A 24431-nucleotide genomic window follows, 5' to 3' on the forward strand; every position below is an offset into this window, starting at 1 on the left:
AGGAAAGCCATGCGCGCGGCCGTACTGCACCCCGTAGGCAGGGTCCTGCTGGAGGAGCGGCCCCGGCCGGAGCCGGGTCCCCGGGAGGTGCTCGTGCAGGTCTCCTCAGTGGGGACGTGCGGCTCCGACGTGCACTACTACGAACACGGGCGGATCGGCGACTTCGTGGTGACCTCGCCGCTGGTGCTCGGCCACGAGCCGTCGGGGACGGTGGTGGCCACCGGGCCCGGAGCCGGCCGCCACCACCCCGGGCAACGTGTCTCGCTGGAGCCAGGGGTGCCCGACTTCACCTGCCCCGAGTGCAGGGCAGGCCGGTACAACCTGTGCCCGCGGATGCGCTTCTTCGGCACGCCTCCGATCGACGGCGCCTTCTGCGAGTACGTCGTCGTGCACGAGGAGTTCGCCTACCCGGTGCCCGACTCCGTCTCCGATGACGCCGCCGCCCTGATCGAACCGCTGTCGGTGGGCGTGTGGGCCTGCAGGAAGGCCAGGGTCGGGCCCGGCACCCGCGTGCTCGTCACCGGCGCCGGCCCGATCGGGCTGCTGTGCCTGCAGTCCGCGCTCGCCTTCGGCGCGACTGACGTCCTGGTCACCGACGTCAATCCCGCCCGGCTGGCGATGGCCCGCGGCCTGGGCGCGAGCGAGACCCTCGACGTTCGCGAGAGCGGCCTGCGGGACGCCGGGTTCGAGCCGGACGTTCTGCTCGAATGCTCGGGCCATCCGGCGGCGATCGGAGAGGCCGTCCGCGCGGTGGGACGGGCGGGGCGGGTCGTCCTCATCGGTATGGGCGGGGACGAGATCCCGCTGCCGCTGTCCCATGTGCAGACGCGCGAACTCGAGGTGACGGGCACGTTCCGCTACGCCAACACCTGGCCACAGGCCATCGCGCTGGCCGCCTCGGGAAGAGTCGAACTGGACGCCCTGGTCACCGGTCACTACGGCCTGGCCGAGGTCGAGAAGGCGCTCACGGCGGGCGCCCGCGATCCCGAGCTGGTCAAGGCAGTCGTCCGGCCGCAGGAGTGAAGACATGACCAGGGCGCGCACCACGACCGCCGGCCTCGAGCAGAGGCGGCGGGCGGTGCTCGCCCGTGTCACGGAGGCGGGACGGATGGGAATCGCGGAGCTCGCGGAGGAGTTCGACGTCAGCCTGATGACCATGCATCGGGACCTGGACGCCCTCGTCGGCCGTGCGCTGCTGCGCAAGTCCCGCGGACAGGTGGCCACCGTCGCGGCCGTCCTGGTGGAGGTCTCCCCCGAGGTGCGCAGGTACGCGCGCCTGGCGGAGAAGGAGGCCATAGCCGAGGCCGCCCTGCGCGAACTGCCGCCCAGGGGAGTGATCCTCATGGACGACTCGACCACGCTGTTCCCGCTGGCCCAGCGCCTCGACGAGCGCGGCAGCTACACGGTGATCACGAACTCTGTGGAGATCGCCCGCATCGTCGCCGCCACCGAGCACAGCGACGCGATCCTGCTCGGCGGCGACTACCAGGGCGCCTTCGACTCCACGATCGGACCAGAGGTGTCACGCGCCCTGCAGCGCGTCCACGCCGACCTCGCGCTCATGTCGGCGGTGGCGGTCACCGGCGGCCGGCTCTACCACCCGGTTCAGGGCTACGCCGCGGTGAAGGAGGCGATGCTCGACGCGGCCCAGCGGCGTCTGCTGCTCGTCGACTCCTCCAAATTCGGCCGCCACGCCCCCTTCAGTCACCGCGACGTCAGCGCCTACGACACCGTGATCACTGATCAGGGTGTCCCGCAGGACGAGGAGCGAACCCTGCGCAAGCTGGGTGCCCGGCTGCTTCTCGTCGCCGTCCACGACGGCCGGCCGACGGCCGCCGTCACAGAACCGCTTCCAGCCAACTCGTGAGGAGAAACCGATGGCCAGAGTTCTCTACGACGAGGCGACCCGCGTCTACCCCGGATCCGCACGGCCCGCGGTGGACGCCCTCGACCTCGACATCACCGACGGCGAGTTCCTGGTCCTCGTGGGTCCGTCCGGCTGCGGGAAGTCCACCTCCCTGCGCATGCTCGCGGGCCTCGAGCGAGTCGACGGCGGGCACATCAGCATCGGCGAGCGCGACGTCACCCACCTGCCGCCGCGCGACAGGGACATCGCGATGGTGTTCCAGAACTACGCGCTCTACCCGCACATGTCGGTGGCCGACAACATGGGCTTCGCCCTGCGGGTGATGAAGGCGCCCAAGGAGGAGCGCGACCGGCGGGTACGTGAGGCCGCCCGCCTGCTGGACCTCGAGGAGTTCCTCGACCGCAAGCCCAAGGCCCTGTCCGGCGGGCAGCGGCAACGCGTGGCCATGGGCCGGGCGATCGTGCGCGAGCCGAAGGTGTTCCTCATGGACGAGCCGCTGTCCAACCTGGACGCCAAGCTGAGAGTGCAGACCCGCACCCAGATCGCCGCTCTCCAGCGCAGGCTCGGGGTGACGACGGTCTACGTGACCCACGACCAGGTCGAGGCCATGACGATGGGCGACAGGGTGGCCGTCCTCAAGGACGGGATCCTTCAGCAGGTCGACACGCCGTTGCGGCTCTACCAGCACCCGGCCAACGTGTTCGTCGCCGGCTTCATCGGCTCGCCGTCGATGAACCTGGCCGAGTACCGGGTCGAAGGCGACGAGGCCGTCCTCGGCGACATGCGCGTCCGGCTGAGCCGCGAGACGCTCAAGGCGCTCAAGGAGGAGGGCAGCGACCGCGTCATCCTCGGCTTCCGGCCCGAGGGCGTCGACGTGGTCGGCGAGGGAGACGCCGGCACGGACGGCTCGACCTTCCCGATCACCGTCACGGTGGTCGAGGAACTCGGCTCGGACGCCTTCCTCTACGGCCAGTACGCCGGCACGACCGACCCGGCGCTGCGCGACCAGACGGTCATCGCACGCGTCGACCCCAACGCGCCCCCGGCCAAGGGCGAGCAGGTCCGGCTGCGCATCCAGCCCGGCAAGGAACGGCTGTTCTCCGCGGTCACCGGCCAGCGGCTGTCCACCTGACCGCCGCCACCACGACAGGGAGCCCAGCACATGATCGTGTCCTGTGGTGAGGCTCTGGTCGACCTGGTCCCGCGGCAGGACGGCGAGAGCTACGCCGCCAGGCCCGGAGGCAGCCCGGCCAACGTCGCCGCCGGTCTCGGCCGGCTCGGCGTCGAGGTCGCGCTGCTCGCCCGGATCGCGGACGACGGGTTCGGCCGGCTCCTGCGCGCGCACCTGACGGACTCGCGCGTCGATCTGAGCATCGCCGTCCGCGCCGACGAGCCGACGACACTGGCCGTCGTCACGCTCGGCGCCCAGGGCGCGGCCGAGTACGCCTTCTACGTCGAAGGCAGCGCCGACGGCGCCTGGAGGCCTGACCAACTGCCGCCTGAACTGCCCGGCAGTGCCTGCTGCGTGCACGTGAGCGGGTCGCTCGCGCTGGCCGTACCGGCCATGGGCGACACCCTGGAGTCGCTGCTGCTGCGGGAGCGAGCGCGGCGCACGCTCACCCTCGACCCGAACCTGAGACCTCGGCTCGCCCGCGATCCCGCCCTCCTGCGCGCGCGGCTGGATCGCTGGATCGGGCTGGTGGACCTGGTCAAGGTGAGTTCCGACGACCTCGCATGGCTTGCGCCCAGCGAGCCGGTCGAGACCGTCGCGGCCCGCTGGCGGGAGCGCGGACCCGCCCTCGTCGTCGTGACCCGCGGGGCCGCGGGCGTCCACGCGCTCGGCCCCGACGGGCCGGTCGACCTGCCCGCGCGGCAGGTGCGGGTCGCCGACACCGTCGGCGCGGGGGACGCGTTCATGTCCGGCCTGCTCGCCGCCCTCTTCCGGGACGACAGGCTGGCCAGGGACCGGCTCGCCACCATCCCCGTCGACACGCTGACCGCGGCGCTCACCTACGCCCAGCGCGTCGCCGCCCTCACCTGCACCCGCGTGGGCGCCGAACCGCCCTGGCGACACGAGATGGACGCGGAGCCCGCCCGCTGGTCAGGCCATTGACGGGGTGGAGCCCTCCGGTCGTGGCGCTCTCGTGCAACCGGGTGAAGCGGAGCGGGGTTCAAGGGAGGCGTGGAGGGCGGGAGTCGCCTCTCCCTTGAAGCCCACTCAGGACAGGAGCCCGGCATGACTGCGGTTTTGAACGGCAAGGCGGCGCTGGTGACCGGCGGCAGCCGCGGTATCGGCGAGGCCGTCGCGCTCCGGCTGGCCGAGGACGGTGCGGACGTGGCGGTGACCTACCAGCACAGCCATGACCAGGCCCGCGCCGTCGTGAAGCGGGTCGAGGCGCTGGGACGCCGCGCCGTGGCCTTCCAGGCGGACGCCGGCGACCCCGAGGCCGTGACGGACACGGTGAGCCGGGTGGCAGCCGAGTTCGGCCGGTTGGACGTCCTGGTCAACAACGCGGCTGTGTTCCCCTTCGGTCCTCTTCAGGACGTGCGGCCCGAGGACTTCGACCGGGTGCTCGCCGTCAACGTGCGCGCGCCGTTCATCGCCGCCCAGATCGCGGCAGGGCACATGACCGAAGGCGGACGGATCATCAACATCGGCAGCTGCCTGGCTGGGCGTACGCCCTTCCCCGGCGTCACCCTCTACGCCTTGAGCAAGACCGCCCTCACCGGGCTGACCAAGGGGCTCGCCCGCGACCTGGGCCCGCGTGGCATCACCGCCAACGTGATCCACCCCGGCCCGATCGACACGGACATGAACCCGGCGGACGGGCCGGGCGCCGACGCTCAGAGCGCCTACACCGCCCTCGGACACTACGGGCAGCCGGCGGACATCGCCTCGACCGTCGCCCACCTGGCCGGCGAGGGAGGCCGGTACATCACGGGCGCCTCCATCGCGGTGGACGGCGGCGTCACCGCCTGACGCCCCGCCCCGATCCGGCGCGGGCGCGCGGCCGGATCGGGATCCGCGGCCGCGGGTCCAGCGTGGAACGCGGCCGCCTGCTTCCGGCCTTCCCCGGCCCCGGACATGGACGGTGGGAGAATGAGGTGATATGGGCAGTATGGGAGTCAATGCCAGAAATCATGTGGTGGTGACCGGGCGGGCGGACGGGCCGACGGTGATGCTGTCCCATGGCTTCGGCTGCGACCAGAACCTGTGGCGCCTGGTGGCACCGTCGCTGGCCCGGGACTTCCGGGTGGTGTTGTTCGATCATGTGGGGTCTGGCCGGTCGGACCTGTCGGCCTGGCAGGAGGAGCGGTACGCCACCCTGGACGGCTACGCCGACGACGTGCTGCGGATCTGCCGGGAGCTGGAGCTGTCACAGGTGGTGTTCGTGGGGCACTCGGTCAGCGCGATGATCGGGGTGCTCGCGGCCATCCGGGAGCCGGAGCGGTTCGCGAAGCTGGTGCTGCTGGTTCCCTCGCCCTGCTACATCGACGACGACGGCTACCGGGGTGGGTTCAGCCGGGCCGACATCGAGGAGCTGCTGGAGTCGCTGGACAGCAACTACCTCGGCTGGTCGGCTGCCATGGCCCCGGTGATCATGGGCAACCCGGACCGCCCCGAGCTCGGCGAGGAGCTCACCAACAGTTTCTGCCGGACCGACCCGCGGATCGCCAGTGCCTTCGCCCGCGCGACGTTCCTGTCCGACAATCGCGCCGACCTCGCCCACGTGCGCGTGCCCACGCTGGTTCTCGACTGCGCCCACGACGTGATCGCTCCCCCCGAGGTCGGCAGGTTCGTCCATGCCCGGATCAGGGGAAGCCGCCTGATCACGCTGCCCGCGACCGGCCACTGCCCGCAACTCAGCGCCCCGGAGGCCACCAGCGAGGCGATCGCCTCCTTCGCCGCCGGCGATCGTCGGACATGAACGGGCACGACCCCGGTGACGGTCCTGGCGAGGCGGCCATGTTCGCCTCGCTGCTGGAGGACAGCGCCGAGGACCTGTACGACAACGCGCCCTGCGGCTACCTGTCCACGCTCCTGGACGGCCGGATCGCCAAGGTCAACGCCACGCTGCTGACCTGGCTCGGCTACACCCGCGAGGAGCTGGTCGGCCGCCGGTCGTTCGCCGACCTGCTCACCGTCGGCGGCAGGCTCTACCACGAGACCCACTTCGCGCCCTTGCTGGCCATGCAGGGCGAGATCGGCGGTGTGGCCCTGGAACTGCGGGCCGCCGACGGCACCAGCCTGCCGGTCCTGGTCACCTCCACGGTCAAGACCGGCACCGACGGACAGCCCCAGCTCATCCGCACCACGATCTTCGACGCCTCCGACCGCCGCGCATACGAGCGGGAACTGCTGCGCGCGCGACACGAGGCCGAGCGCGAACGCGAGCGGCTCCAGCGCCTGGTCACCACGCTGCAGCGCAGCCTGCTGCCCCCCTCGCTGCCGGACGTGCCCGGGCTGGAGGCCGTCGCCCACTACCACATCGCCTCTCGCGACGAGGTCGGCGGCGACTTCTACGATCTGTTCCCGCTCACCCGCGACCGGTGGGGCTTCTTCCTGGGCGACGTGTGCGGCAAGGGCGCCGAGGCCGCGGCGGTGACCTCCCTGATCCGCTACACCCTTCGTGCCGCCGCCGCCTACGATCCCGACCCGGACACCGTACTGGACACCCTCAACGCCGCCCTGCACAGCGAGTACAGCGCCGACAACCCCCACTACTGCACCGCCATCTTCGGCATCCTCACCCCGGACGGCGACGCCTTCTCCGTCACGCTGGCCGGCGGCGGCCATCCCCCGTGCCTGCTGCTGAGCGCCGACGGCACCGCCGACTACCAGCCCACCACGAACGGCATGCTCATCGGCATCCTGCCCGGCGCCACGTTCACCACCAGGACGATCCGCCTGGCGCCCGGTGACACCCTTCTGCTGTACACCGACGGGCTGACCGAGGCCCGTACGGGGGCCGGCGGCGAGCGGTACGGAGACGAAGCCCTGCGCGCCTTCGCCACGCGCCTCGCCCCCACCACCGCGGCCGGGGCCATCAGCGCGCTGGCCGACCTCGTCGACGGCTTCGGCAACGGTCTGGACGACGACACCGCCATCCTGGCGCTCGGCGTGCCCCTGCCCGTGGAAGACCCACCATGACCGGCCTGACCAGCACCGTGCGAGGCGTCGACAGCGGCGTCGTGTTCGAACTCGCCGGAAGGCTGGACCACCACACCGCTCCCGAGGTCCGCCGGACGCTGGCGGACATCCCTCTGACGGCGGGCCAACTGCTCATCATCGACCTGTCGGGGCTCACGTTCTGCGACTCCAGCGGCATCGCCGCCTTCGTCGCCGCCCGCAACCACGCCACGGCCGCGAACGCGACCATCGCGATGGCCGCCGTGCCCGCCCAGGTCGCCCGCGTCTTGCGCCTGATCGGCCTCGACCGGGTTCTGTCCGCCTACCCCACCGCCCAGGCCGCGTCCGAGGAGTGGACTCGCACCGCCCACCGGCACCGCGACCACCGCCAGTGATCAACCGCACGGCAGGAGATCGCGTCGCCTCGACCTCACCCGCGTGCGGCGTGCTCGGGGACGGCACGCGTGCTCGACAGGCGAGGCCGCAACGTGGCGGGGATGAGCGGGCCTGGAGATGTCGTTCGTCAACGAGGACGACACCCGGCTCAACGGCGTGCGGTCGGGCCAGTATGACGCCACGCTCATCCGCCCCGAGCAGGTTCGACCGGATCCTGCTGTCGATGGTCGACGAGGTCGCCGCCAAGTACCGGCTGGCGGGTCCGCGGATGATGATGCACGGCTTCTCCCGAGGCGGACAGTTCGCCCACCGCTTCCTCTACCTGCACCCTCACCGTGACCGAGAAGGACCCGCTGTGGATCGAGGGCGCCGACGCGGCCGGCGCCACCAGGCTCGACCGCATCCAGAGCCTGCGCCGCAGCTGCGAGGCGGCAGGCATTCCGGTACGGCTCGACGTCGTGCCAGGGGCCGCGCACAACGGCTTCGACGTGCTCGGGCACGTCCGTGACTTCTTCGCCAACGTGGAGGGCTGACCATGCCGTCGCTGGTCAAGATAGGCGTCGTCGAGCTGACCTGCGGGATGCTGACGGGCTGGTTCATGGTCTACATCACCCGCACGCCCCGGGCCGAGCGGATCCGTCGCGGCCTGCGCGATCCTCGCAGAGTGCGGCAGGGGCACCTCGAGCTGCTCATGATGGGGACCATGCTCATCGCCATCGGCGCGGCAGTGCCGTCCGTTCCGATGCCGGCGCTGGCTCGCCGACCCGGGGCGAGGAGTCCGACCATGATTGTGCCCTGACCACAACCGGAAGGGGGTGCATTGTGCCATGGCCATCTTGGCCGACGTTCGGAGGCGGGAGATAGTCGTGGTCATGTGGACCCAGACCTACGGATGTGACCGTGCGACACAACAGTGACTACCTGCTCGACGACAAGGAGAGGATCAGGGCCCTCGTCCAGGACAATCCGTGGGCGACGCTCCTCAGCGGCACGCCGCGCGGCCTCGTCGGCTCCCACCTGCCGGTTCTGGTCGAGGAAGGCCCTGCGCTCTCGATCGTCGGCCATCTCGGCAGGCCCGACGACGAGGCGCATGAGCTCGGCGAGCACGAGGTCCTGCTGATCATCGCGGGTCCGCACGGCTACATCTCGCCCGGATGGTACGGCGGCGGCGGGCCCGCCGTACCCACCTACAACTACCTGGTCGCGCACCTCTACGGCCGCCCCGAACCGCTCGACGCCGCCGAGACCTACCGGGTGCTCACCGACACCGTCGACCGGTACGAGAGCGTGCGGCCCACGCCGTTCAGGGTCGAGGACGATCACGGGCGCAAGGTCGCGCGCGGTGTGACCGGGTTCCGGCTGCGACCGACCCGCGTGCTGGCCAAGGCCAAACTCAGCCAGGACAAGCCTGCCGAGATCGCGTGGCGCATCATTCAGGCGCTGGAGACCGACGCCGGCTATCGCAACCCCGAGCTCGCCAGGCACATGCGCCAGGTCCTGACCTCCGGGGAGAGCCGATGAACGACGGATGGACGCTGCTGCGCTCGGCCAGGCTCGGCCAGGCGGCGACGCCGGTCGACATCCTGCTCGGCGAGGGCCGGGTGGCGCGAGTCGAGGAGCGGATCACGCCCGAGAGCGGCTGGAACGTCCTCGACGTCGAGGGCCGCACCGTCGTGCCGGGACTGTGGGACCACCACGTCCACTTCGACCAGTGGACCCTGGCCAGGCAACGGCTCGACCTGTCGTCCGCCACGTCGGCGGCCGAGGCGGCGAGCCTGGTGGCCGAGAGACTGAGGACCAGGCCGCCCGAGCCCGGCCTGCCGCTGGTCGGCTACGGATTCAGGGACGCGATGTGGCCCGACAGGCCGCATCGCGACCTGCTGGACGCCGCCGCCCCGACGGACGTGCCGATCGTGCTGGTCAGCGGGGATCTGCACTGCTGCTGGGTCAACGCCGCCGCGGCGGAGAAGTACGGCCACGCCGGTCACCCCACCGGCATCCTGCGTGAGACCGAGTGGCAGGCAGTGGGCGAGGACGTCGCCAGGCTCCCCGAGCATCTGCTGGACGCCTGGGCCGACGAGGCCGCCACGGCGGCCGCCGCCCGCGGCGTCGTCGGCGTGGTCGAGCTGGAGGCGCCCTGGCACCTCGACGCGTGGGTGCGCAGGGTGCGCGCGGGCACCGTCTCGCTGAGGGTGGCGTGCGGCGTCTGGCCGGGCCGGTTGGAGGAGGCGATCGCCAGAGGGCTGCGCACCGGCGATGTCATCCCGGGGACCGGCGGGCTGGTCGAGATGGGCCCGTTCAAGGTGATCACCGACGGATCGCTCAACACCCGTACCGCCTACTGCCACGACCCCTACCCGGGGCTCGAGAACGCCGAGCACCCGCGCGGCATGCTGCTCGTGCCGCCGCACGACCTCATCCCGCTGATGCGCAGGGCCTGGTCGAACGGCCTGCGTCCGGCGGTCCACGCGATCGGCGACCACGCCAACACCCTCGCCCTGGACGCGTTCGAGGAGCTCGGCGCGCACGGCACCATCGAGCACGCGCAGCTGCTCAGCGACTCCGATCTGCCCAGGTTCGCCGAGCTCGGCGTGGTCGCCAGCGTCCAGCCCGAGCACGCGATGGACGACAGGGACGTGGCCGATCATCACTGGGCAGGCAGGACCAGCAGGGCCTTCCCCTTCGGCGCGCTGCTGTCCGCGGGAGCCGGACTGGCCCTCGGCTCCGACGCCCCCGTCGCCCCGCTCGACCCGTGGATCTCGCTGGCCGCGGCCGTCGACAGGAGCAGGGACGGCAGGAAGCCGTGGCACGAGGAGCAGGCCATCCCGGTGGCGGCCGCCCTGGCCGCCTCCACCCGCACCGGCCGGGTCACGCCCGCCGTGGGGGATCCGGCCGACCTGGTCGTGCTCGACGCCGACCTCTACACCGCCTCGACCGACCTGCTCAGACGGATGCCCGTCGCCGCCACCATGCTCGCGGGCCGGTGGACCTGGCGCGAAGGGATCTGACCCCGCTCACGCTCCCAGCAGCCTGACCCTGCAGGCCATCTGGAGGGCGAACCTCACGTCGGGGTCGTCGAGGTCGGCGTCCAGCGCCTCGGTGATCCAGCGCAGCCGGTAGGACACGGCGTTCGCGTGCAGGTGCAGGGCTCGCCCGGTCTTGGTGGGCGAGCCCTGGGAGTCGAGGAACGCCGAGAGCGTGACGACGCCGATCCAGGACCGTTCGGGACCCAGCGCGTCCAGGGGCGCCAGCAGTTCGGCCAGCAGGCCGCGAGACAGCGGCGAGGAGTAGAGGTCGGCGAGGATGCGCCGTAGCCCGCTGGCGTCGGTGTCGGCGATCGTCCCCCTCCTGCCCCTGACCGCCGCCGAGTCGGCCGCCACCCTGGCCTCGGCCGCCGACTGCCTGATGCCGTCGGGCCCGGCCTGGGGCGTGCCCATCCCGACCGTGACGAGCGCGTCCCCGCGCTCGGCCAGGGTGGCAAGCAGCGCCTGCATCTCCTGTCTGACCCGGCCGTAGAGGTGCGCGCCCGCGACCGGATCGGTGAAGACCACGATCAGGTCGCCGCTGAAGCTCGCCACGTGCCACATGCCGGGGCGGCCGTCCAGCGCCTGCAGCGCCGCCAGCTCCAGCGCGGCCAGCAGCTGCCGCTGCTGGAACAGGCCCGCGGGCGCGCCCTCGGCCGCCTCCACGCGCACCCAGGCCACGACGTGCGTCTGCTGGACGGGCAGCCCGGCCCGCTGCGCCTGCGCGCTGAGCTGCGGGAGCTGGGCCCGCTCCGCCAGGGCGATCTGCACGATCAGCTCCGCCCTGGTCATCGTCGCGGCGAAGCGCCGGTTGAGCTCGTTCTGCCGCACCCTGGACACCACCGCGGCCACGGCGGGAAGCGCCACGTGGGCGGCCTCGTCGTGCGTGCCCGCGACCACCTCGGCGACCGCCTGGTCGCCGATCACGACCGCGCCAGGGGAGTTCGGGGCAGTCGGCGCGTACTCCAGCAGGTCGACAGTGCATCCGAGCGCGTCGCCCGCGGCGGCGAGCACGGCCGCGACGGGGTCGTCGGAGGCCGCGTCCGCCGCGTTCTGGGCCGCCTCGATGGCCGCGGCCGCCCTGGCCAGCGCGTCTGACGCGCCGCCGCGCGCGTAGCGGTCGATCCGCAGCAGCAGCTCGGCGCCGTCCTGCGCCGTCTCGGAGCCCAGCACCGGAACCTGGGCCCGCTTCGCCAGGTGTTGCGAGGTCACCGGCAACCGCACGGGCCCGGTCAGGACGAGCGCCACCAGCCCCCTGTCGGCCGCGTGCCTGATCGCCACGTCCGCCTCGTAGCCGGTCAGCGCCGAGCCGGGCGGCTCCAGGATCACCACCAGGCTGCCCTCGGCCGCGTGCACCACCCCGGGAAGGGTGCTCACGGCGGTGACCTTCTCGATGGGACGGCCCGCCCCGGGCCCCGCGAGCAGGGTGAGCCCGAAGCGCACCGGATGCGCCAGCAGGTCGGCCACTGTCGGCGGCGTTTGTGTCATCGCCACAGTATGACCGCATACTGTTGGCTTCTGGTCATATTGGCTTCACGAACCGGCACCGCGCATAGTCGTCGGCATGCAGCTGAACGAGGCAGAACTGCCCGCGCTCGCTCGCGGATGTGCCGTGCTGGGGACAGGGGGCGGCGGTGCCGTCGAGACCGCCGTCCCCAGCGCGATGCAGGCCATCCGGCGACACGGACCCGTCCCCGTGGTGCGCTTGGACGAACTCGGCGATGACGACCTGATCGTCCCGCTGTCCGGGATCGGCGCCCCCACGGTCGGACACGAGATGCTCATGAGCCTCGAACAGCCCCAGCGGCTGTGCGAGGAGATCGAGCGGATCCTCGGTCGGCGGCCGGCCGCGATCATGGCTGCGGAGATCGGCGGCAGCAACGGGGTCGAACCCGTCGCGTGGGCGGCGCAGGTCGGACTGCCGCTGCTCGACGCCGACGGTATGGGCAGGGCCTTTCCCGAAGTCCAGATGGTCTCCATGAACGTCGCGGGGCTCCCTCTCGACCTCGTCGTGATGTCCGACGTGGTGGGCAACGTCGCCACTCTGCGCCCGGTGAGCGCGGTGTGGGCCGAACGGCTGGCCCGCGCGGTCTGCGTCGCGAGCGGCGCGTCCTCGTTGCTGTCCAGCTACGTCATGACGGCGGGGCAGGCCCGCGGCGGGCTGATCGAGGGCAGCGTCTCGGCGGCCATGGACATCGGCCGCAGCGTGGAGGGCGCGACGGACCCGCTGGCGGCGCTTCGCGACTGCCTCGGGGCCTGCGAACTGATCCACGGGAAGATCGTCGATGTCGAGCGGCGCACGGGCGGCGGCTTCGTCCACGGCTCGGTCGTGGTGCAGGGCACCGACAGCTGCCGCGGGCGGATGCTCAGGGTCGAGCTGCAGAACGAGAACCTGCTGGCCCTGGAAGACGGTGAGATCCTCGCCAGCGTGCCGGACCTGATCACGATCGTCGACACGCAGACCGCGGGTGCCATCTCCACCGAGATGCTCCGCTTCGGCCAGCGGGTCAGCGTCCTGGCCTGGTCGTGCGACCCTCTCTGGCGCACGCCCCGCGGCCTTGAGATCGCCGGCCCCGCCGCGTTCGGTTACGACATCGCCTATCGCCCCGTGGAGGAGCTCGCCCATGTCGGCCGCTGATTTCTCGCGTGACCTGAAGGTGGGAGTGGACGTCGGCGGCACCAACACCGACGCCGTCGTCCTCGACAGGTCTGACAAGATCCTCGCCTGGACCAAGCGGCCCACGAGCGTCGACGTCGCGGGCGGCATGCGCGCCGCGCTGGCCGACGTGCTGGCCCGGCTCGGCGACGACAGCGGCCGCGTCGGCAGGGTCATGCTCGGCACGACCCACGCCACGAACGCCATCCTGCAGCGCAGGGGCCTCGGCAGGGTGGCCGTCATCCGCATCGGCGCGCCCGCCACGACCGCGGTCCCGCCGCTCACGACCTGGCCCGCCGACCTCGCCGAGGCCGTCGTCGCAGGGTCCGTCATCGTCGAGGGCGGGCACTTCGTCGACGGATGGCCCATCGCCCCGCTCGACGAGGCGGGCGTGCGCCGCTTCCTCGGCTCGGTGGCCGGACGGGTCGACGCGGTGGCGGTGACGGGAGTGTTCAGCCCCGCGGTCGCCGACCAGGAACTCGCCGTCGCCGCGATGGTCGCCGCCGAGCTCAGCCCGGACCTGCCCGTCTCGATGAGCCACGAGATCGGGGCGCTCGGCCTGATCGAGCGCGAGAACGCCACCGTGCTGAACGCCGCTCTGTACGGCGCGGCGGGCGACGTCACCAACGCGCTCACCGCGGTCCTGGCCGACCGCGGCCTGGACGCCGCCGCCTTCTTCGCCCAGAACGACGGCACGCTGATGTCGCTGGACTACGCCGCGCGCTACCCGGTCCTGACCATCGGCTCGGGACCCGCCAACTCCATCCGCGGCGCCGCCTTCCTCGCAGGGGTCGAGGAGGCGATCGTCGCCGACGTGGGCGGCACGTCGACCGACTTCGGCGTGCTGGTGCGCGGCTTCCCCCGCGAGTCCGCGCTCGCGGTCGACATCGGCGGCATCAGGACGAACTTCCGGATGCCCGACATCCTGAGCGTCGCCGTCGGCGGCGGCACGATCGTCGCGGGCACGAAGGAGTCGCCTGAGGTCGGACCCGCCTCGGTCGGCTACCGCATCGCCACCGAGGGCCTGGTGTTCGGCGGGCGCACGCCGACGCTGACCGACGCCGCCGTACTCGCCGGCCGGGGTGAGGTCGGCCGGGTCGCCCCCGCGCAGCGCTCGGCCAAGACCAGAGCGCTGCTCGACGCGGCGCTCGTCGAATCCGACGCGATGATCAGCGCCGCCGTCGAGCGGATGTCGCTCGGCAGGACCGACAGGCCTCTGGTCGCGGTCGGCGGTGGCGCCTTCCTCATCCCCGACGTGGTGGCGGGCGCGGCCGAGGTGCTGCGGCCCGAACACGCCGACGTCGCCAACGCCGTCGGCGCGGCCATCGCGCTGGCCAGCGGGCGATGGGAGACGCTCACGCCCGCCGGTGACGGGCGGCGCGCCGCCGTCGACGAGGCGTGCGACATGGCGGTCCGCAGGGCCGTACAGGCGGGGGCCGACCCCGAGTCCGTCAGCGTCGTGGAGATCACCGAGACCCCTCTGTCCTATCTCCTCGAACCCATGATCCGGATCAACGTCAAGGCGGCTGGGCCGCTGGCCGCGTGGTAGCGGCCCGTACTGCAGGAGGAACATCATGCTCACACGGCTGCGGCGGGGACCCACCCGCGCGATCGGTACGATCGCCGTCCTCGCGACGCTGACGGTCGCCTGTCAGAGTGCCGACCAGGGGCCCCTCCAGGCCGCCACGGGCGGCGTGCTGAGGGTCGGCGTCACCGGCGACCTGGGCCGCCTGGAGTCGCTCAACCCGATGGCCACCAACCTGTTCGGCTCCTGGCTCGCCCGCCAGATGGTCTACCCGTCCCTGATCCAGCTCAACGGCGCCGACGTGAAACCTGCCTGGGCGGAGAGCTGGACGGCCTCGTCCGACGGGCGGACCTACACCTTCAAGCTGAAGAAGGGAGCCTGGTCCGATGGCAAGCCGCTGACCTCGGATGACGCGCTGTGGACCGCAGAGATCATCCTCAAGCACAAGGACGGCGCCGCGGGACTCGTCGCCTCCGCCCTCGACGGCGTGAAGTCCGTGGCCGCGCCCGACCCCGACACGTTCGTCGTCACCTACGCCGACCCCCTGCCTCCGACCGCGCTCAGCTCCCTCGCCTACTTCAGCGTCCTGCCCAAGCACGTGTGGTCGAGTCACACGGGCAACGGCGGCAAGGACCTGATGAGCTTCCACCCCGAGGACAAGCTCCCCATGGTGTCCGGTGGCCCCTTCACGGTCACCGAGTTCAATCCCAACGGCACAACGATCTTCGAACCGAACAAAGGCTACTACGGCGAGCCGCCCAAGGTCGACGCGGTCGGCCTGGAGGTCTTCGAGAACGCGGAGGGGCTCGCGCGGGCGCTCAAGTCGGGCGACACCCTCGCGTGGGGCTACACCGACGGCCCCGCGATCGCCAAGTCGGTCGAGGGATCCAAGGGCGTCACCATCCAGCGGACCCCCGCGCAGGCGGTGGCCATGCTGAACATCAACACCAACCCGAAGAAGAAGGACCATCCCGAGCTCAAGGACGTCAAGGTCCGCGAGGCCATGTCGCTGGCCATCGACCGCAAGGAACTCATCGAGGTCGAGCTCAACGGCTTCGGTCAGCCGGGACGCAGTATCCTCGTGCCCTCCCAGGACTCCTACGTTCCCGGCACGATCGCCGCCGACGCCTTCGACCCCGTTCGTGCCAACGCGATCCTCGACGAGCTCGGCCACAAGCGCGGCGCCGACGGGATCAGGGTCGCCAAGGACGGCTCCCGCATGGAGTACGAGTTGGTGGTGTGGGAGCTCGGCAGGGTGGCCGAAATCCTGCAGAAGAACCTGAAGGCCGTCGGCATCGCGCTGAAGCCGGAGATCACCGAGGAGTACACGGCCACGGTCGCCGCCCCGGACGGCAAGTACCTCGACTTCAACCTGGCGTTCTCCTACTGGAGCTACCTGGAGCCCGACCCCAGCCTGTCGTTGCGGATCTACATGTGCGATGCGTGGGGAAGCACGAATTTCGCCGGCTACTGCGACCCGAAGTACGACAAGCTCTACGCTCAGCAGAGGGTCACGCTCGACGTGGCGGAGCGCAAGACGATGATCGCCCAGATGCAGCAGATGGTGCTGCGCGACGCCAGGGCGACGTTGCCGCTCTACCATCCCGACGGCGTTCACGTCATCTCCGCCAAGTGGGCGGGAATCGAGCCGCTTCGCTACGGCGCCGACCTCTGGACCCGGGCTCGCAGGAACGAGGGCTGAGGTGAGCCGCAGCGAGCACGTCGTCAGGCGCCTCGGCTTCGCCCTGGTGACGGTGTGGATCGCCGCGACGATCAACTTCGTCATCTTCAGGCTGGCGCCTGGCGACGCCTCCTCGCAGTACGAGGCCTGCAGCACCTGCAGCGCCTCGTTCCGCGAGCACCTCAGAGAGGAGCTGGGGCTGAACAGATCTCTCCCCGAGCAGTACCTTCTCTACCTGCAAGGGCTGCTCAGGGGGGATCTGGGCACGTCCTTCCAGACGCGCCAGCCGGTCTGGGACCAACTGGCGACCCCGCTGCTGAACACCCTGCCGATGGTGCTGGCCGGCATGACCGCCGGACTGCTCCTCGGTCTGCTGACGGGCATCGTGTCGGCCTGGCGCAGAGGTACCGCCGCCGACTGGGCGCCCGTGTCCGCCTCGCTGTTTCTGTCGGCGCTGCCCATCCAGTGGGTGGCCCTGGTGCTGCTCCTGCTGTTCGGCGACGTCCTCCCGGCCGTCGGCGTCTCCGACCCCTACCTCCGCTTCCGTGACCCTTCGTGGTGGGACATGGTCGCCGACAGGAGCGCCCACATGATCCTTCCCGCCGCCGCGATCGGCCTGGTCTGGTGGGGCATCTGGGCGCTCATCGTGCGCTCCTCCCTGCTGGACTCGCTCGGCGAGGACTTCATCCTCACCGCCAGGGCCAAGGGCCTGCCGAGCTGGCGGATCATGAACAGGTACGCGCTGCGCAACTCGCTGCCGCCCGTCGTGACGCTCATCTGCCTCAACGCCGGCTACCTGGTCGCCGGGGCGCTGCTGGTGGAGACGGTGTTCTCCTATCCCGGCATCGGCCTAGAGCTCTACCAGGCGGTGCGCAACAGGGACTACCCGATGCTGCAGGGCGGCTTCCTGCTGCTGACGGTCGCGATCGTGCTTGCCAACCTGATCTCCGATCTGCTGCACCAGCGGCTCGACCCGAGGGTCACGGCATGAGCGCCGTCAACGCGGCGTTGCGCGCCGCGCGTGCCCAGCCGGGCGGCGCGGTCGGTACGGTCACCCTCGCCCTCATCGTGCTGTTCGCCCTGCTCGCCCCGCAGATCGCGCCCTACGACATCTGGGAGAAGGCGGGCGCCGTCTACCAGCCGCCCTCGCCCGAGCACCTGCTCGGTCTCGACGACGCCGGCGCCGACATGACCACGCTGCTGCTCTGGGGCGCGCGGACCTCGCTGCTCGTGGGCTTCAGCGCGGCCCTCATCGCCATGGTGATCGGCGGCGCGATCGGCCTGGTCGCCGGATACTTCGGCGGTCGCGTCGACGCGATCACCATGCGGATCACCGACTACCTGCTAGTGATCCCCGACATCCCACTGCTGCTCATCGTGGCGGCGGTGTGGGGAAGGAGTCTGACCAGCGTGATCCTGATCATCGGGCTGCTGTCGTGGACCAGGACCGCGCGGGTGGTCAGGACGCAGGCGCGCGGCATCAGAGAACGCGTCTACGTCAAGCGGGCCCGCTCGATCGGCGCCGGCAGCCTGCGCGTCATCCTCCATCACGTGCTGCCGCAGACCGTGCCGCTGCTGTCGACGCTGACCATCTTCGCGGTCGGCAACGCGATCCTCACCGAGACCGCGATCGCCTTCCTCGGCCTCGGCGACCCGACGGCGGTCTCGTGGGGCCGGCTGATTCAGAACGCCTTCGACGGCCAGGCCCTCTCCCGAGGGGCGTGGTGGGCCGTCGTCCCGCCGGGGCTGGCCGTCGGTGTGCTGATCGTGTCCTGCACCCTCGTCGGCAGGGCGCTGGAGGAGCGGCTCAACCCGAGGCTGCGCGGCGGTCACCTGTCGGTGCGGACGTTCAGGGTGAAGCCGTGAACTCCCCGCTGCTCGACGTCCGTGACCTGCACGTGTGGTTCGACCTGGAGCGCGGCGACCGCATGCACGCCCTGCGAGGGGTGAGCTTCGCCGTCGAGCGCGGCGAAGGGCTGGGTCTGGTGGGCGGCTCGGGATCGGGCAAGACGACCGCGATCCTCGCGCTGATGGGGTTGCTGCCGCCGACGGCGACGGTGAGCGGCGAGGTCCTGCTCGAGGGCGAGAACCTGCTCGCCCACGGCGAGGACAGCGTCCGCCCGCACCGGTGGAAGGACATCGCGATGGTCTTCCAGGGTGCGATGAACGCCTTCAGCCCGGTCGCCACGATCGGCAGGCAGATCGCCGAACCGATGCTGCTGCACGGGACGGTCACCAGGAAGGCCGCCGAACGCAGGGTTGGCGAGCTGCTCGAACTCGTGGGCATCGCGCCTGGCCGCGCCGGTCGATACCCGCACGAGTTCTCCGGCGGCATGCGGCAGCGCGCCGCGATCGCGATGGCGCTGGCCTGTGACCCCAAGATCCTGCTCGCCGACGAGCCGACCACCGCGCTCGACGTGATCGTGCAGGCGCAGGTGCTGGAGCTGATCGAGCGGCTGCGCCATGAGCTCGGGCTCGCCGTCGTGTTCGTCTCGCACGACCTGCCGGTCGTGGCCCAGGTCTGCGATCGGATCGCCGTCATGCGCACGGGCCGGATAGAACGGCTCGGCGCGGTCGAGGAGGTGTTGACGTGACGCCGCTGCTGGAGATCGAGGGGCTGGTCACGCGGTTCCCGCTGCCCCGCGGGCTGGTCGAGACCGTGCGCGGGGTGCCGAGACGGGTCGTCAGAGCCGTTGACGGAATCTCGTTCAGCGTCGGCGAGGGCGAGCTGGTGGCACTGGTCGGCGAGTCAGGCTCCGGCAAGACGACCACCGCGCAGACCCTGATGCGGATGGCCGAGCCCGCGGCGGGGGCCGTCAGGTTCCGCGGACGGGACATCACCCGGCTGGGGCACGGGGAGCTGAAGTCGATCAGGCGCCAGATGCAGATGATCTACCAGGATCCCTACGAGTCGCTCGACCCCCGCTTCCGCGTCCGGCGCACGGTGGCCGAGCCGCTGGCCGTCCACCGGATCGGCGCCACGCAGGAGGAGCGGGACACCCGCGTCGTCGCCGCCCTGGAGCGCGCGGGCCTGGCACCGGCGGAACGGTTTCTCGACCGCTTCCCCCACCAGCTGTCCGGCGGCCAGCGGCAGCGGGTGGCGATCGCCGCCGCGCTCGCGCCCGAACCCGACCTGCTGATCGCCGACGAGCCCGTCTCGATGCTGGACGTCGACGTCCGCGACGGCGTCCTCGCCCTCCTCGACGGGCTGCGCCGCTCCGGCCTCGGCATCCTCATGATCACCCATGATCTGTCCGTCGCGGCCCGGCACGCCGACAGGATCGCGGTCATGTACCTCGGCCGGATCGTCGAGGAAGGGCCCGCCGCCGACGTGATAGGCCACCCCGTCCACCCGTACACCAAGGCGCTCGTCTCCGCCATCCCTCAGGCCGACCCCCGCCTGCGCAGAAGGCCCGAGATCAAGGCGGGCGAGGCCCCTGACCCCGCCGCGATCCCCTCGGGCTGCCGCTTCCACCCCCGCTGCCCCGTCGGCGTGCCGTCGTGCGCGGAGGACGAGCCGCGCGTCCACGAGCACGGTCCGGGCCACTGGGCGGCCTGTTCGCTCCAGCTCTCGTGAGCGCGTCATCCCACCACCGCCGACAGAAAGAGTCACACCATGGTCCGCCCGCTGGGCATCGACGACCTGTACTCCCTCGCCCTGCCTCGCGAGCCGGCCATCTCCCCCGACGGTGAGCGGGTCGCCTACGTGCTGCGCACCGTCGACAAGGCAGCCGACGCAGACCGTCGCGCGATCTGGCTGGTGCCGTGGGAGGGCGGGCCGGCCGTACCGCTCACCAACGGGCCGGCCGACACCTCGCCCGCCTGGTCGCCCGACGGCGGCACGCTCGCGTTCCTGCGGGCGGGTGAGGGGCCCGCGCAGATCTGGACGCTGCCTATGGGCGGCGGCGAGCCTCGGCCGGCGACGGACCTGGCGCTCGGCGCGGGCCGCCCGATCTGGAGCCCGGACGGCACGCGCATCGCCTTCACCGCGCCCGTCGACCTGTCGGCCGGTGAGTCCGGGGACGGGACGGCGGCGCCGGTGGTCATCGAACGGCTCGGCTTCAAGGCCGACGGCGTGGGCCTGCGCCGGGGGGTGCGCCTGCACCTGCACGTCCTCGACCTGGCCACCGGCGAGGTGAGCCGGATCACCGACGGCGACGGGGACACCGGCGAGCCTGCCTGGTCGCCGAACGGGACCCGGCTCGCCTACGCGGCCGCGCAGGGGCCCGACGCGGACCTCACGCTGGCCTCGGCCGCCTACGTCGTCGACGCCGCGGGATCCCCGCCACGGCCGGTCGGCCCGGCGGGCGCTCTCGTGGACGCCGTGACGTGGACGCCCGGCGGGGACGCGCTCGTCGTCGTGAGCGCACCCACGGTGCGCATCGGACACCTGGGACTGTTCCTGGTGCCGCTGGACGGCCGAGAGGCCGTCGAGCTGTCCGCCTCGCTCGACCGCAACGTCAGGCCGGGCCAGGGCGGGTGGTACGGGGCCTTCCCGCAGTTCTCTTCCGACGGCACGACCGTCTTGTTCGGTGTGAACGACAGGGGCAGCACCCACGTCTACGCCGTCGAGCTCGCGGGCGGCTCACCGAAACCGTTCCTGGCCACCCCCGGCTGGGTGGTGTCGGGTCTGTCGGTCGCCGCAGGCGTGGGCCGAGCCGCCGCGCTGGTGATGACACCCACGTCGTACGGCGAGCTTGCCGCCGTCGACCTGGCGGGCGGTGAACCCAGGCCACTCACCCGGCACACCGCGACGTCCCTTCCCGACGTCGCGTTCACGGCGCCGCAGGAGCGCGAGTTCACCACCGCCGATGGGAAGACGGTGCACGGCTGGCTGCTGCGCGATCCCGCGGCCACCACGCCGGGTCCGCTGCTCGTCGACGTCCACGGGGGACCGCACCTGTCGTGGGGGCCCGCGCTCGAACCCGCCAACCCCTACCACCAGATCCTCACCGGACTCGGCTGGTCGGTGCTCCTGCTCAACCCGCGTGCCAGCGACGGCTACGGCGAGGACTTCTACACCGCCAACCTCCACCGGTGGGGCCACGGCGACGAAGGCGACCTACTCGGCCCCGTCGACCGGCTGGTGGCCGAGGGGATCGCCGACCCCGAGCGGCTGGCGGTCTGCGGCTACAGCTATGGCGGGTTCCTCACCGGCCACCTCACCACCAGGACGGACAGGTTCGCCGCCGCCGTGGTCGCCGGCATGATGGCGGACCTGGTGAGCGCCTCGGGCACCTCCGACCTGAGCCGCGTCTTCGCCGCGCTGGAGTTCGGCGCGCACCCGCACGAGGACCGTGGCCTGGTCAGGTCCCAGTCGCCGTTCGAGCGCGTCGAGCACGTCACCACCCCGACGCTGGTCCTGCACGCCGTTCACGACGAGCGGTGCCCTGTCGGGCAGGCCGAGGCGTGGTTCACGGCGCTGCGGGTCAAGGGCGTGCGCGCCAGGATGGTGCTCTACCCCGGCGCCTCCCACCAGTTCATCGTGGACGGCAGACCGTCCCACCGGGCCGACTACAGCCGCCGGATCATCGACTGGGTGACGGAGCACACCAGGACGGGAGGACGACCGGATGACGGCACGGCGGCCCCGCTGACCGGCTGAAGCCACGACCGCCACCGCGGGGAGGAGCCGTGGAGGCCGCTGCGGCGTGACCCGGCACCTCGCCTGCGGGTGCCAATCGCTTCCTCCTGCTCGAACGGCGGGAACCTGCTGTGACGGGACCACAGTTCAGAACATTCTCCTGTGGCGCGATCATATGGATTCGCGCTCCCTCCCTCGGCATAGTCGCAGCACGACCGGTCGTGAAGCGCGGGCGGTCGCCGGACGGACGGAGAGCAGGATGGACGAGGTCGCGCTCGACGAGATCGCCCGCGGCGCCCTGGCCGACCACGGCGGACCGGGCTGCTCGGTCGCCATCGTGACCAGGCGTGGGACCAGGTTCGGCGCCTACGGGCTGGCCAGGACCGAGCCCGCGACCGTCTTTCGCCCCGACACCCTGCTGCCGATCGCCTCGATGGGCAAGCCCTTCACCGCCACCGCGGTGATGACGCTGGTGGAGGCGGGACGCGTCCACCTCGACGCCCCCGTCCGCACCTATCTGCGCGACTTCAGAGTGGTCGACGAGACGGCCGGCGAGACGGTCACCGTGCGGAACCTGCTCACCCATGCCGTCGGCTGGGCGGGCGACGTGCCGTGGGTCGAGGACCGCGGCGACGCCGCGCTCGCCCTCCAGATGGCCAACATCGCCACCGCCAGGCAGATCCTGCCGCCCGGCTGGCTCTTCTCCTACTCCAACACCGCCATGACCGTTGCCGCCCGGCTGGTCGAGGTCCTGTACGGCGAGCCGTTCGAAACGGTCGTCGAGCGGCTGATCCTGCGGCCGCTCGGCCTGGACGCCACCGGCTACTTCCCCGAGCGGGTGATCTCCGCGCCCGCGGCCAGCGGGCATCGCGACGGCAAGCCGGTGCAGGAGGCGTGGCTCGGCCCGCGCTCGGCGGGTGGGGCGGGCGCGCAGTACTCCAACGCGGTGGATCTGGCGCGCTGGATGGGCTGGTGGCTCGGGTACGGGCCGGTCGGCCCGATCGGCGAGGAGACCCGCACCCGCATGATCACCGAGCTGATCCCCGTCGGCCTCGGCCCGGCCTCCACCGGTCTCGGCTGGCACGTCGACCACCGCGGGGGTGGCGACGTGGTCTACCACGAGGGAGCCCTGCCCGGAATCGGCGCGATCAACCTGTTCGTGCCACAGGCCGAAGTCGGGCTCGTGGTGCTCGTCAACACCGAGAACGCCGGCCGGATCTACCGCCGGATCGTGGACCGGCTGCTCGACGACCTCGCGGGCGTCAGGAAGCCGGCCAAGAGGCTCCACGCCGACCTCGCTCCCGACACGCTCGCCGAGCTGAGCGGGAGTTACGCGATCGAGCAGCCGGCGACGGTGTACGAACGGATCGTCGTCGAATCCGAGGTCGGCCGGCTGGTGATCAGGAGCGAGCCCGGCGGCTTCCACCCTCCAGCCCTGCCCATCGCGCGGGAACACGACGATCTGTTCGCCGTCGACGCCGGGCCGTGGCGGGACATGCCCGTCGAGTTCGTGCGCTCGCCCGGCGGCGAGGTGTTCGGGGTGCGGATCGCGGGCCGGGTCTTCCCCCGCCTCGTGGACTAGAGGTCGCGCAGCGCGGGCATGAGTTCCTTCTCCGCCCAGCCGAAGAACGGATGCTGCTGGTCGGCGCCGATCTGCACCAGAGCCACATGCGTGTACCCGGCGTCGCTGAACGCGCGTAGCGCCTGCAGGACCGCGTCCACGTCGTCGCCGCAGGGGACGCTCCTGGCCACGTCCTCAGGGCGGACCGTACCGGCCGCCGCCGCGAAGTTCACCGGCCCCGGCAGTTCGGCCAGGACCTTCCAGCCGCCGACGCCGGCCCAGCGCCACAGCTGGTGCGCCCGCTGCCTGGCGGCCTCCGGGTCGCTGTCGTAGGAGATCGGGAGCTGACCGTAGACGGGCTTGCCCGCGCCCCCGGCGGCCTGGAACCGCCCGACCACGTCGGGCATCGGGTCGTTGACGACCAGGACGTCGGCGTACTCTGCGGCGAGGGCGGCGGATCGGCCGCCGGAGGCCGCGATGGCGATGGGGACCTGCTCGGCCGGCAGGTCGTAGAGCTTCGCCGAGTCGACGTTGTAGAACTCGCCGTGGTAGGTGACGTAGTCGCCGCCGAACAGCCGCCTGATGATCTGGACGGCCTCGGCGAACATGCGGTGCCGCGTGTCGACCGGCGGCCACCCCTCTCCGATCACATGCTCGTTGAGGTTCTCCCCCGCGCCGAGGCCGAGGGTGAACCTGCCCTCACTCAGCACGCCCATCGTCGCGGCCTTCTGCGCGACCACGGCCGGGTGGTAGCGCATGATGGGGCAGGTCACGAACGTCATGAGGGGCAGCCGCCTGGTGACCTGCGCGACGGCTCCCAGCACCGACCAGGCATAGGGCGAATGTCCCATCTCCTCCAGCCACGGAAAGTAGTGGTCGGACAGGACCGCGAAGTCGAAGCCGACGCGCTCCGCGGCGGCCGCGTACTCCACGAGTTGGCGCGCCGGAGTCTGTTCGGACATCAAGGTGTACCCGATTTGCACCATGAGGTCGTGATAACCCCGCAC

General features: G+C 71.6%; 23 protein-coding genes. 21 read left to right on the forward strand and 2 right to left on the reverse strand.

The genetic code is table 11. The annotated features are described in order from the left end of the window. Positions 1-9: 9 nt before the first annotated feature. From ACFSKW_RS35815 to ACFSKW_RS35870, 12 genes are all read left to right on the forward strand, one after another. Entirely contained in the window at positions 10-1023 is a 1014-nt protein-coding gene (locus ACFSKW_RS35815; RefSeq protein ID WP_379577498.1) for an NAD(P)-dependent alcohol dehydrogenase, read from the forward strand. Positions 1024-1027: 4 nt separating this feature from the next. Then, positions 1028-1867: a DeoR/GlpR family DNA-binding transcription regulator gene (locus ACFSKW_RS35820; RefSeq protein ID WP_379577500.1), complete on the forward strand. Its 840-nt coding sequence runs from the start codon at positions 1028-1030 to the stop codon at positions 1865-1867. Between the two features lie 10 nt (positions 1868-1877). Then, positions 1878-2999, forward strand: coding sequence for an ABC transporter ATP-binding protein (locus tag ACFSKW_RS35825; RefSeq protein ID WP_379577502.1), 1122 nt, complete (start codon positions 1878-1880; stop codon positions 2997-2999). Positions 3000-3029: 30 nt separating this feature from the next. After that, a complete protein-coding gene (locus ACFSKW_RS35830) occupies positions 3030-3980 on the forward strand; it encodes a carbohydrate kinase family protein (RefSeq protein WP_379577504.1) in 951 nt (316 codons plus the stop codon). Positions 3981-4103: 123 nt separating this feature from the next. Further along, the gene (locus ACFSKW_RS35835) at positions 4104-4847 is read left to right on the forward strand and encodes an SDR family NAD(P)-dependent oxidoreductase (RefSeq protein ID WP_379577506.1); all 744 of its coding nucleotides are present in this window, start codon (positions 4104-4106) and stop codon (positions 4845-4847) included. A gap of 169 nt (positions 4848-5016) precedes the next feature. Next, positions 5017-5796, forward strand: a complete 780-nt coding sequence (locus ACFSKW_RS35840) for an alpha/beta fold hydrolase (RefSeq protein ID WP_379577508.1) — start codon at positions 5017-5019, stop codon at positions 5794-5796. After that, positions 5793-7019 (forward strand): SpoIIE family protein phosphatase, encoded by a 1227-nt coding sequence (locus tag ACFSKW_RS35845; RefSeq protein ID WP_379577510.1) that lies wholly within the window; start codon positions 5793-5795, stop codon positions 7017-7019. Before ACFSKW_RS35840 ends, ACFSKW_RS35845 begins: the two co-directional genes overlap by 4 nt. Then, positions 7016-7393 carry an STAS domain-containing protein gene (locus ACFSKW_RS35850; RefSeq protein ID WP_379577512.1) on the forward strand — a complete coding sequence of 126 codons (378 nt, stop codon included), beginning with the start codon at positions 7016-7018 and terminating at the stop codon, positions 7391-7393. Before ACFSKW_RS35845 ends, ACFSKW_RS35850 begins: the two co-directional genes overlap by 4 nt. Before the next feature lie 336 nt (positions 7394-7729). Next, positions 7730-7927 (forward strand): hypothetical protein, encoded by a 198-nt coding sequence (locus tag ACFSKW_RS35855; protein WP_379577514.1) that lies wholly within the window; start codon positions 7730-7732, stop codon positions 7925-7927. A 2-nt stretch (positions 7928-7929) separates the two neighbouring features. After that, positions 7930-8193 (forward strand): hypothetical protein, encoded by a 264-nt coding sequence (locus ACFSKW_RS35860; protein WP_379577516.1) that lies wholly within the window; start codon positions 7930-7932, stop codon positions 8191-8193. A 101-nt stretch (positions 8194-8294) separates the two neighbouring features. Continuing rightward, a complete protein-coding gene (locus tag ACFSKW_RS35865; protein ID WP_379577518.1) occupies positions 8295-8915 on the forward strand; it encodes an FMN-binding negative transcriptional regulator in 621 nt (206 codons plus the stop codon). Continuing rightward, positions 8912-10402, forward strand: a complete 1491-nt coding sequence (locus tag ACFSKW_RS35870; protein ID WP_379577520.1) for an amidohydrolase — start codon at positions 8912-8914, stop codon at positions 10400-10402. The genes ACFSKW_RS35865 and ACFSKW_RS35870 overlap by 4 nt, the downstream gene beginning before the upstream one ends. Before the next feature lie 6 nt (positions 10403-10408). Here ACFSKW_RS35870 and ACFSKW_RS35875 read toward each other — a convergent pair whose 3' ends face one another. Next, positions 10409-11905, reverse strand: a complete 1497-nt coding sequence (locus ACFSKW_RS35875) for a PucR family transcriptional regulator (protein ID WP_379577522.1) — start codon at positions 11903-11905, stop codon at positions 10409-10411. A 76-nt stretch (positions 11906-11981) separates the two neighbouring features. Here ACFSKW_RS35875 and ACFSKW_RS35880 point away from each other — a divergent pair, with 76 nt between their 5' ends. The 9 genes from ACFSKW_RS35880 to ACFSKW_RS35920 all read left to right on the forward strand — a co-directional run bounded on the left by ACFSKW_RS35880 (position 11982) and on the right by ACFSKW_RS35920 (position 23445). Continuing rightward, on the forward strand, positions 11982-13055 hold the full coding sequence (locus ACFSKW_RS35880; RefSeq protein WP_379577523.1) for a DUF917 domain-containing protein: 1074 nt from the start codon (positions 11982-11984) through the stop codon (positions 13053-13055). Further along, on the forward strand, positions 13042-14622 hold the full coding sequence (locus tag ACFSKW_RS35885; protein WP_379577525.1) for a hydantoinase/oxoprolinase N-terminal domain-containing protein: 1581 nt from the start codon (positions 13042-13044) through the stop codon (positions 14620-14622). Before ACFSKW_RS35880 ends, ACFSKW_RS35885 begins: the two co-directional genes overlap by 14 nt. A 25-nt stretch (positions 14623-14647) precedes the next feature. Beyond that, positions 14648-16300 carry an ABC transporter substrate-binding protein gene (locus tag ACFSKW_RS35890; protein WP_379577527.1) on the forward strand — a complete coding sequence of 551 codons (1653 nt, stop codon included), beginning with the start codon at positions 14648-14650 and terminating at the stop codon, positions 16298-16300. 1 nt (position 16301) lies between these two features. Beyond that, complete coding sequence (locus ACFSKW_RS35895) at positions 16302-17270, forward strand: ABC transporter permease (RefSeq protein WP_379577528.1); 969 nt, start codon at positions 16302-16304, stop codon at positions 17268-17270. Beyond that, on the forward strand, positions 17267-18145 hold the full coding sequence (locus ACFSKW_RS35900; protein ID WP_379577530.1) for an ABC transporter permease: 879 nt from the start codon (positions 17267-17269) through the stop codon (positions 18143-18145). The genes ACFSKW_RS35895 and ACFSKW_RS35900 overlap by 4 nt, the downstream gene beginning before the upstream one ends. Beyond that, positions 18142-18873 (forward strand): ABC transporter ATP-binding protein, encoded by a 732-nt coding sequence (locus ACFSKW_RS35905; RefSeq protein WP_379577532.1) that lies wholly within the window; start codon positions 18142-18144, stop codon positions 18871-18873. Before ACFSKW_RS35900 ends, ACFSKW_RS35905 begins: the two co-directional genes overlap by 4 nt. Next, positions 18870-19856 (forward strand): ABC transporter ATP-binding protein, encoded by a 987-nt coding sequence (locus ACFSKW_RS35910; RefSeq protein ID WP_379577534.1) that lies wholly within the window; start codon positions 18870-18872, stop codon positions 19854-19856. Before ACFSKW_RS35905 ends, ACFSKW_RS35910 begins: the two co-directional genes overlap by 4 nt. A 39-nt stretch (positions 19857-19895) precedes the next feature. Next, positions 19896-21884 carry a S9 family peptidase gene (locus ACFSKW_RS35915; RefSeq protein WP_379577535.1) on the forward strand — a complete coding sequence of 663 codons (1989 nt, stop codon included), beginning with the start codon at positions 19896-19898 and terminating at the stop codon, positions 21882-21884. Between the two features lie 238 nt (positions 21885-22122). Beyond that, positions 22123-23445, forward strand: coding sequence for a serine hydrolase domain-containing protein (locus ACFSKW_RS35920; RefSeq protein ID WP_379577537.1), 1323 nt, complete (start codon positions 22123-22125; stop codon positions 23443-23445). Here ACFSKW_RS35920 and ACFSKW_RS35925 read toward each other — a convergent pair. Next, positions 23442-24410 carry a TIGR03557 family F420-dependent LLM class oxidoreductase gene (locus tag ACFSKW_RS35925; protein ID WP_379577539.1) on the reverse strand — a complete coding sequence of 323 codons (969 nt, stop codon included), beginning with the start codon at positions 24408-24410 and terminating at the stop codon, positions 23442-23444. The two genes, ACFSKW_RS35920 and ACFSKW_RS35925, sit on opposite strands and share 4 nt — an antisense overlap. Between the last annotated feature and the right edge of the window lie 21 nt (positions 24411-24431).

It is taken from the genome of Nonomuraea mangrovi, from assembly GCF_042681425.1.
GTDB classification, from domain to species: Bacteria; Actinomycetota; Actinomycetes; order Streptosporangiales; family Streptosporangiaceae; genus Nonomuraea; species Nonomuraea mangrovi.

Excerpts from the sequence above, each read along its gene's own strand:
- ACFSKW_RS35815 (WP_379577498.1), top strand. The coding sequence starts at position 10 with ATGCGCGCGGCCGTACTGCACCCCGTAGGCAGGGTCCTGCTGGAGGAG.
- ACFSKW_RS35845 (WP_379577510.1), top strand. The coding sequence starts at position 5,793 with ATGAACGGGCACGACCCCGGTGACGGTCCTGGCGAGGCGGCCATGTTC.
- ACFSKW_RS35890 (WP_379577527.1), top strand. The coding sequence starts at position 14,648 with ATGCTCACACGGCTGCGGCGGGGACCCACCCGCGCGATCGGTACGATC.
- ACFSKW_RS35850 (WP_379577512.1), top strand. The coding sequence starts at position 7,016 with ATGACCGGCCTGACCAGCACCGTGCGAGGCGTCGACAGCGGCGTCGTG.
- ACFSKW_RS35820 (WP_379577500.1), top strand. The coding sequence starts at position 1,028 with ATGACCAGGGCGCGCACCACGACCGCCGGCCTCGAGCAGAGGCGGCGG.
- ACFSKW_RS35900 (WP_379577530.1), top strand. The coding sequence starts at position 17,267 with ATGAGCGCCGTCAACGCGGCGTTGCGCGCCGCGCGTGCCCAGCCGGGC.
- ACFSKW_RS35830 (WP_379577504.1), top strand. The coding sequence starts at position 3,030 with ATGATCGTGTCCTGTGGTGAGGCTCTGGTCGACCTGGTCCCGCGGCAG.
- ACFSKW_RS35860 (WP_379577516.1), top strand. The coding sequence starts at position 7,930 with ATGCCGTCGCTGGTCAAGATAGGCGTCGTCGAGCTGACCTGCGGGATG.
- ACFSKW_RS35880 (WP_379577523.1), top strand. The coding sequence starts at position 11,982 with ATGCAGCTGAACGAGGCAGAACTGCCCGCGCTCGCTCGCGGATGTGCC.
- ACFSKW_RS35925 (WP_379577539.1), bottom strand. The coding sequence starts at position 24,410 with ATGGTGCAAATCGGGTACACCTTGATGTCCGAACAGACTCCGGCGCGC.
- ACFSKW_RS35835 (WP_379577506.1), top strand. The coding sequence starts at position 4,104 with ATGACTGCGGTTTTGAACGGCAAGGCGGCGCTGGTGACCGGCGGCAGC.
- ACFSKW_RS35920 (WP_379577537.1), top strand. The coding sequence starts at position 22,123 with ATGGACGAGGTCGCGCTCGACGAGATCGCCCGCGGCGCCCTGGCCGAC.
- ACFSKW_RS35885 (WP_379577525.1), top strand. The coding sequence starts at position 13,042 with ATGTCGGCCGCTGATTTCTCGCGTGACCTGAAGGTGGGAGTGGACGTC.
- ACFSKW_RS35915 (WP_379577535.1), top strand. The coding sequence starts at position 19,896 with ATGGTCCGCCCGCTGGGCATCGACGACCTGTACTCCCTCGCCCTGCCT.
- ACFSKW_RS35875 (WP_379577522.1), bottom strand. The coding sequence starts at position 11,905 with ATGACACAAACGCCGCCGACAGTGGCCGACCTGCTGGCGCATCCGGTG.
- ACFSKW_RS35825 (WP_379577502.1), top strand. The coding sequence starts at position 1,878 with ATGGCCAGAGTTCTCTACGACGAGGCGACCCGCGTCTACCCCGGATCC.
- ACFSKW_RS35870 (WP_379577520.1), top strand. The coding sequence starts at position 8,912 with ATGAACGACGGATGGACGCTGCTGCGCTCGGCCAGGCTCGGCCAGGCG.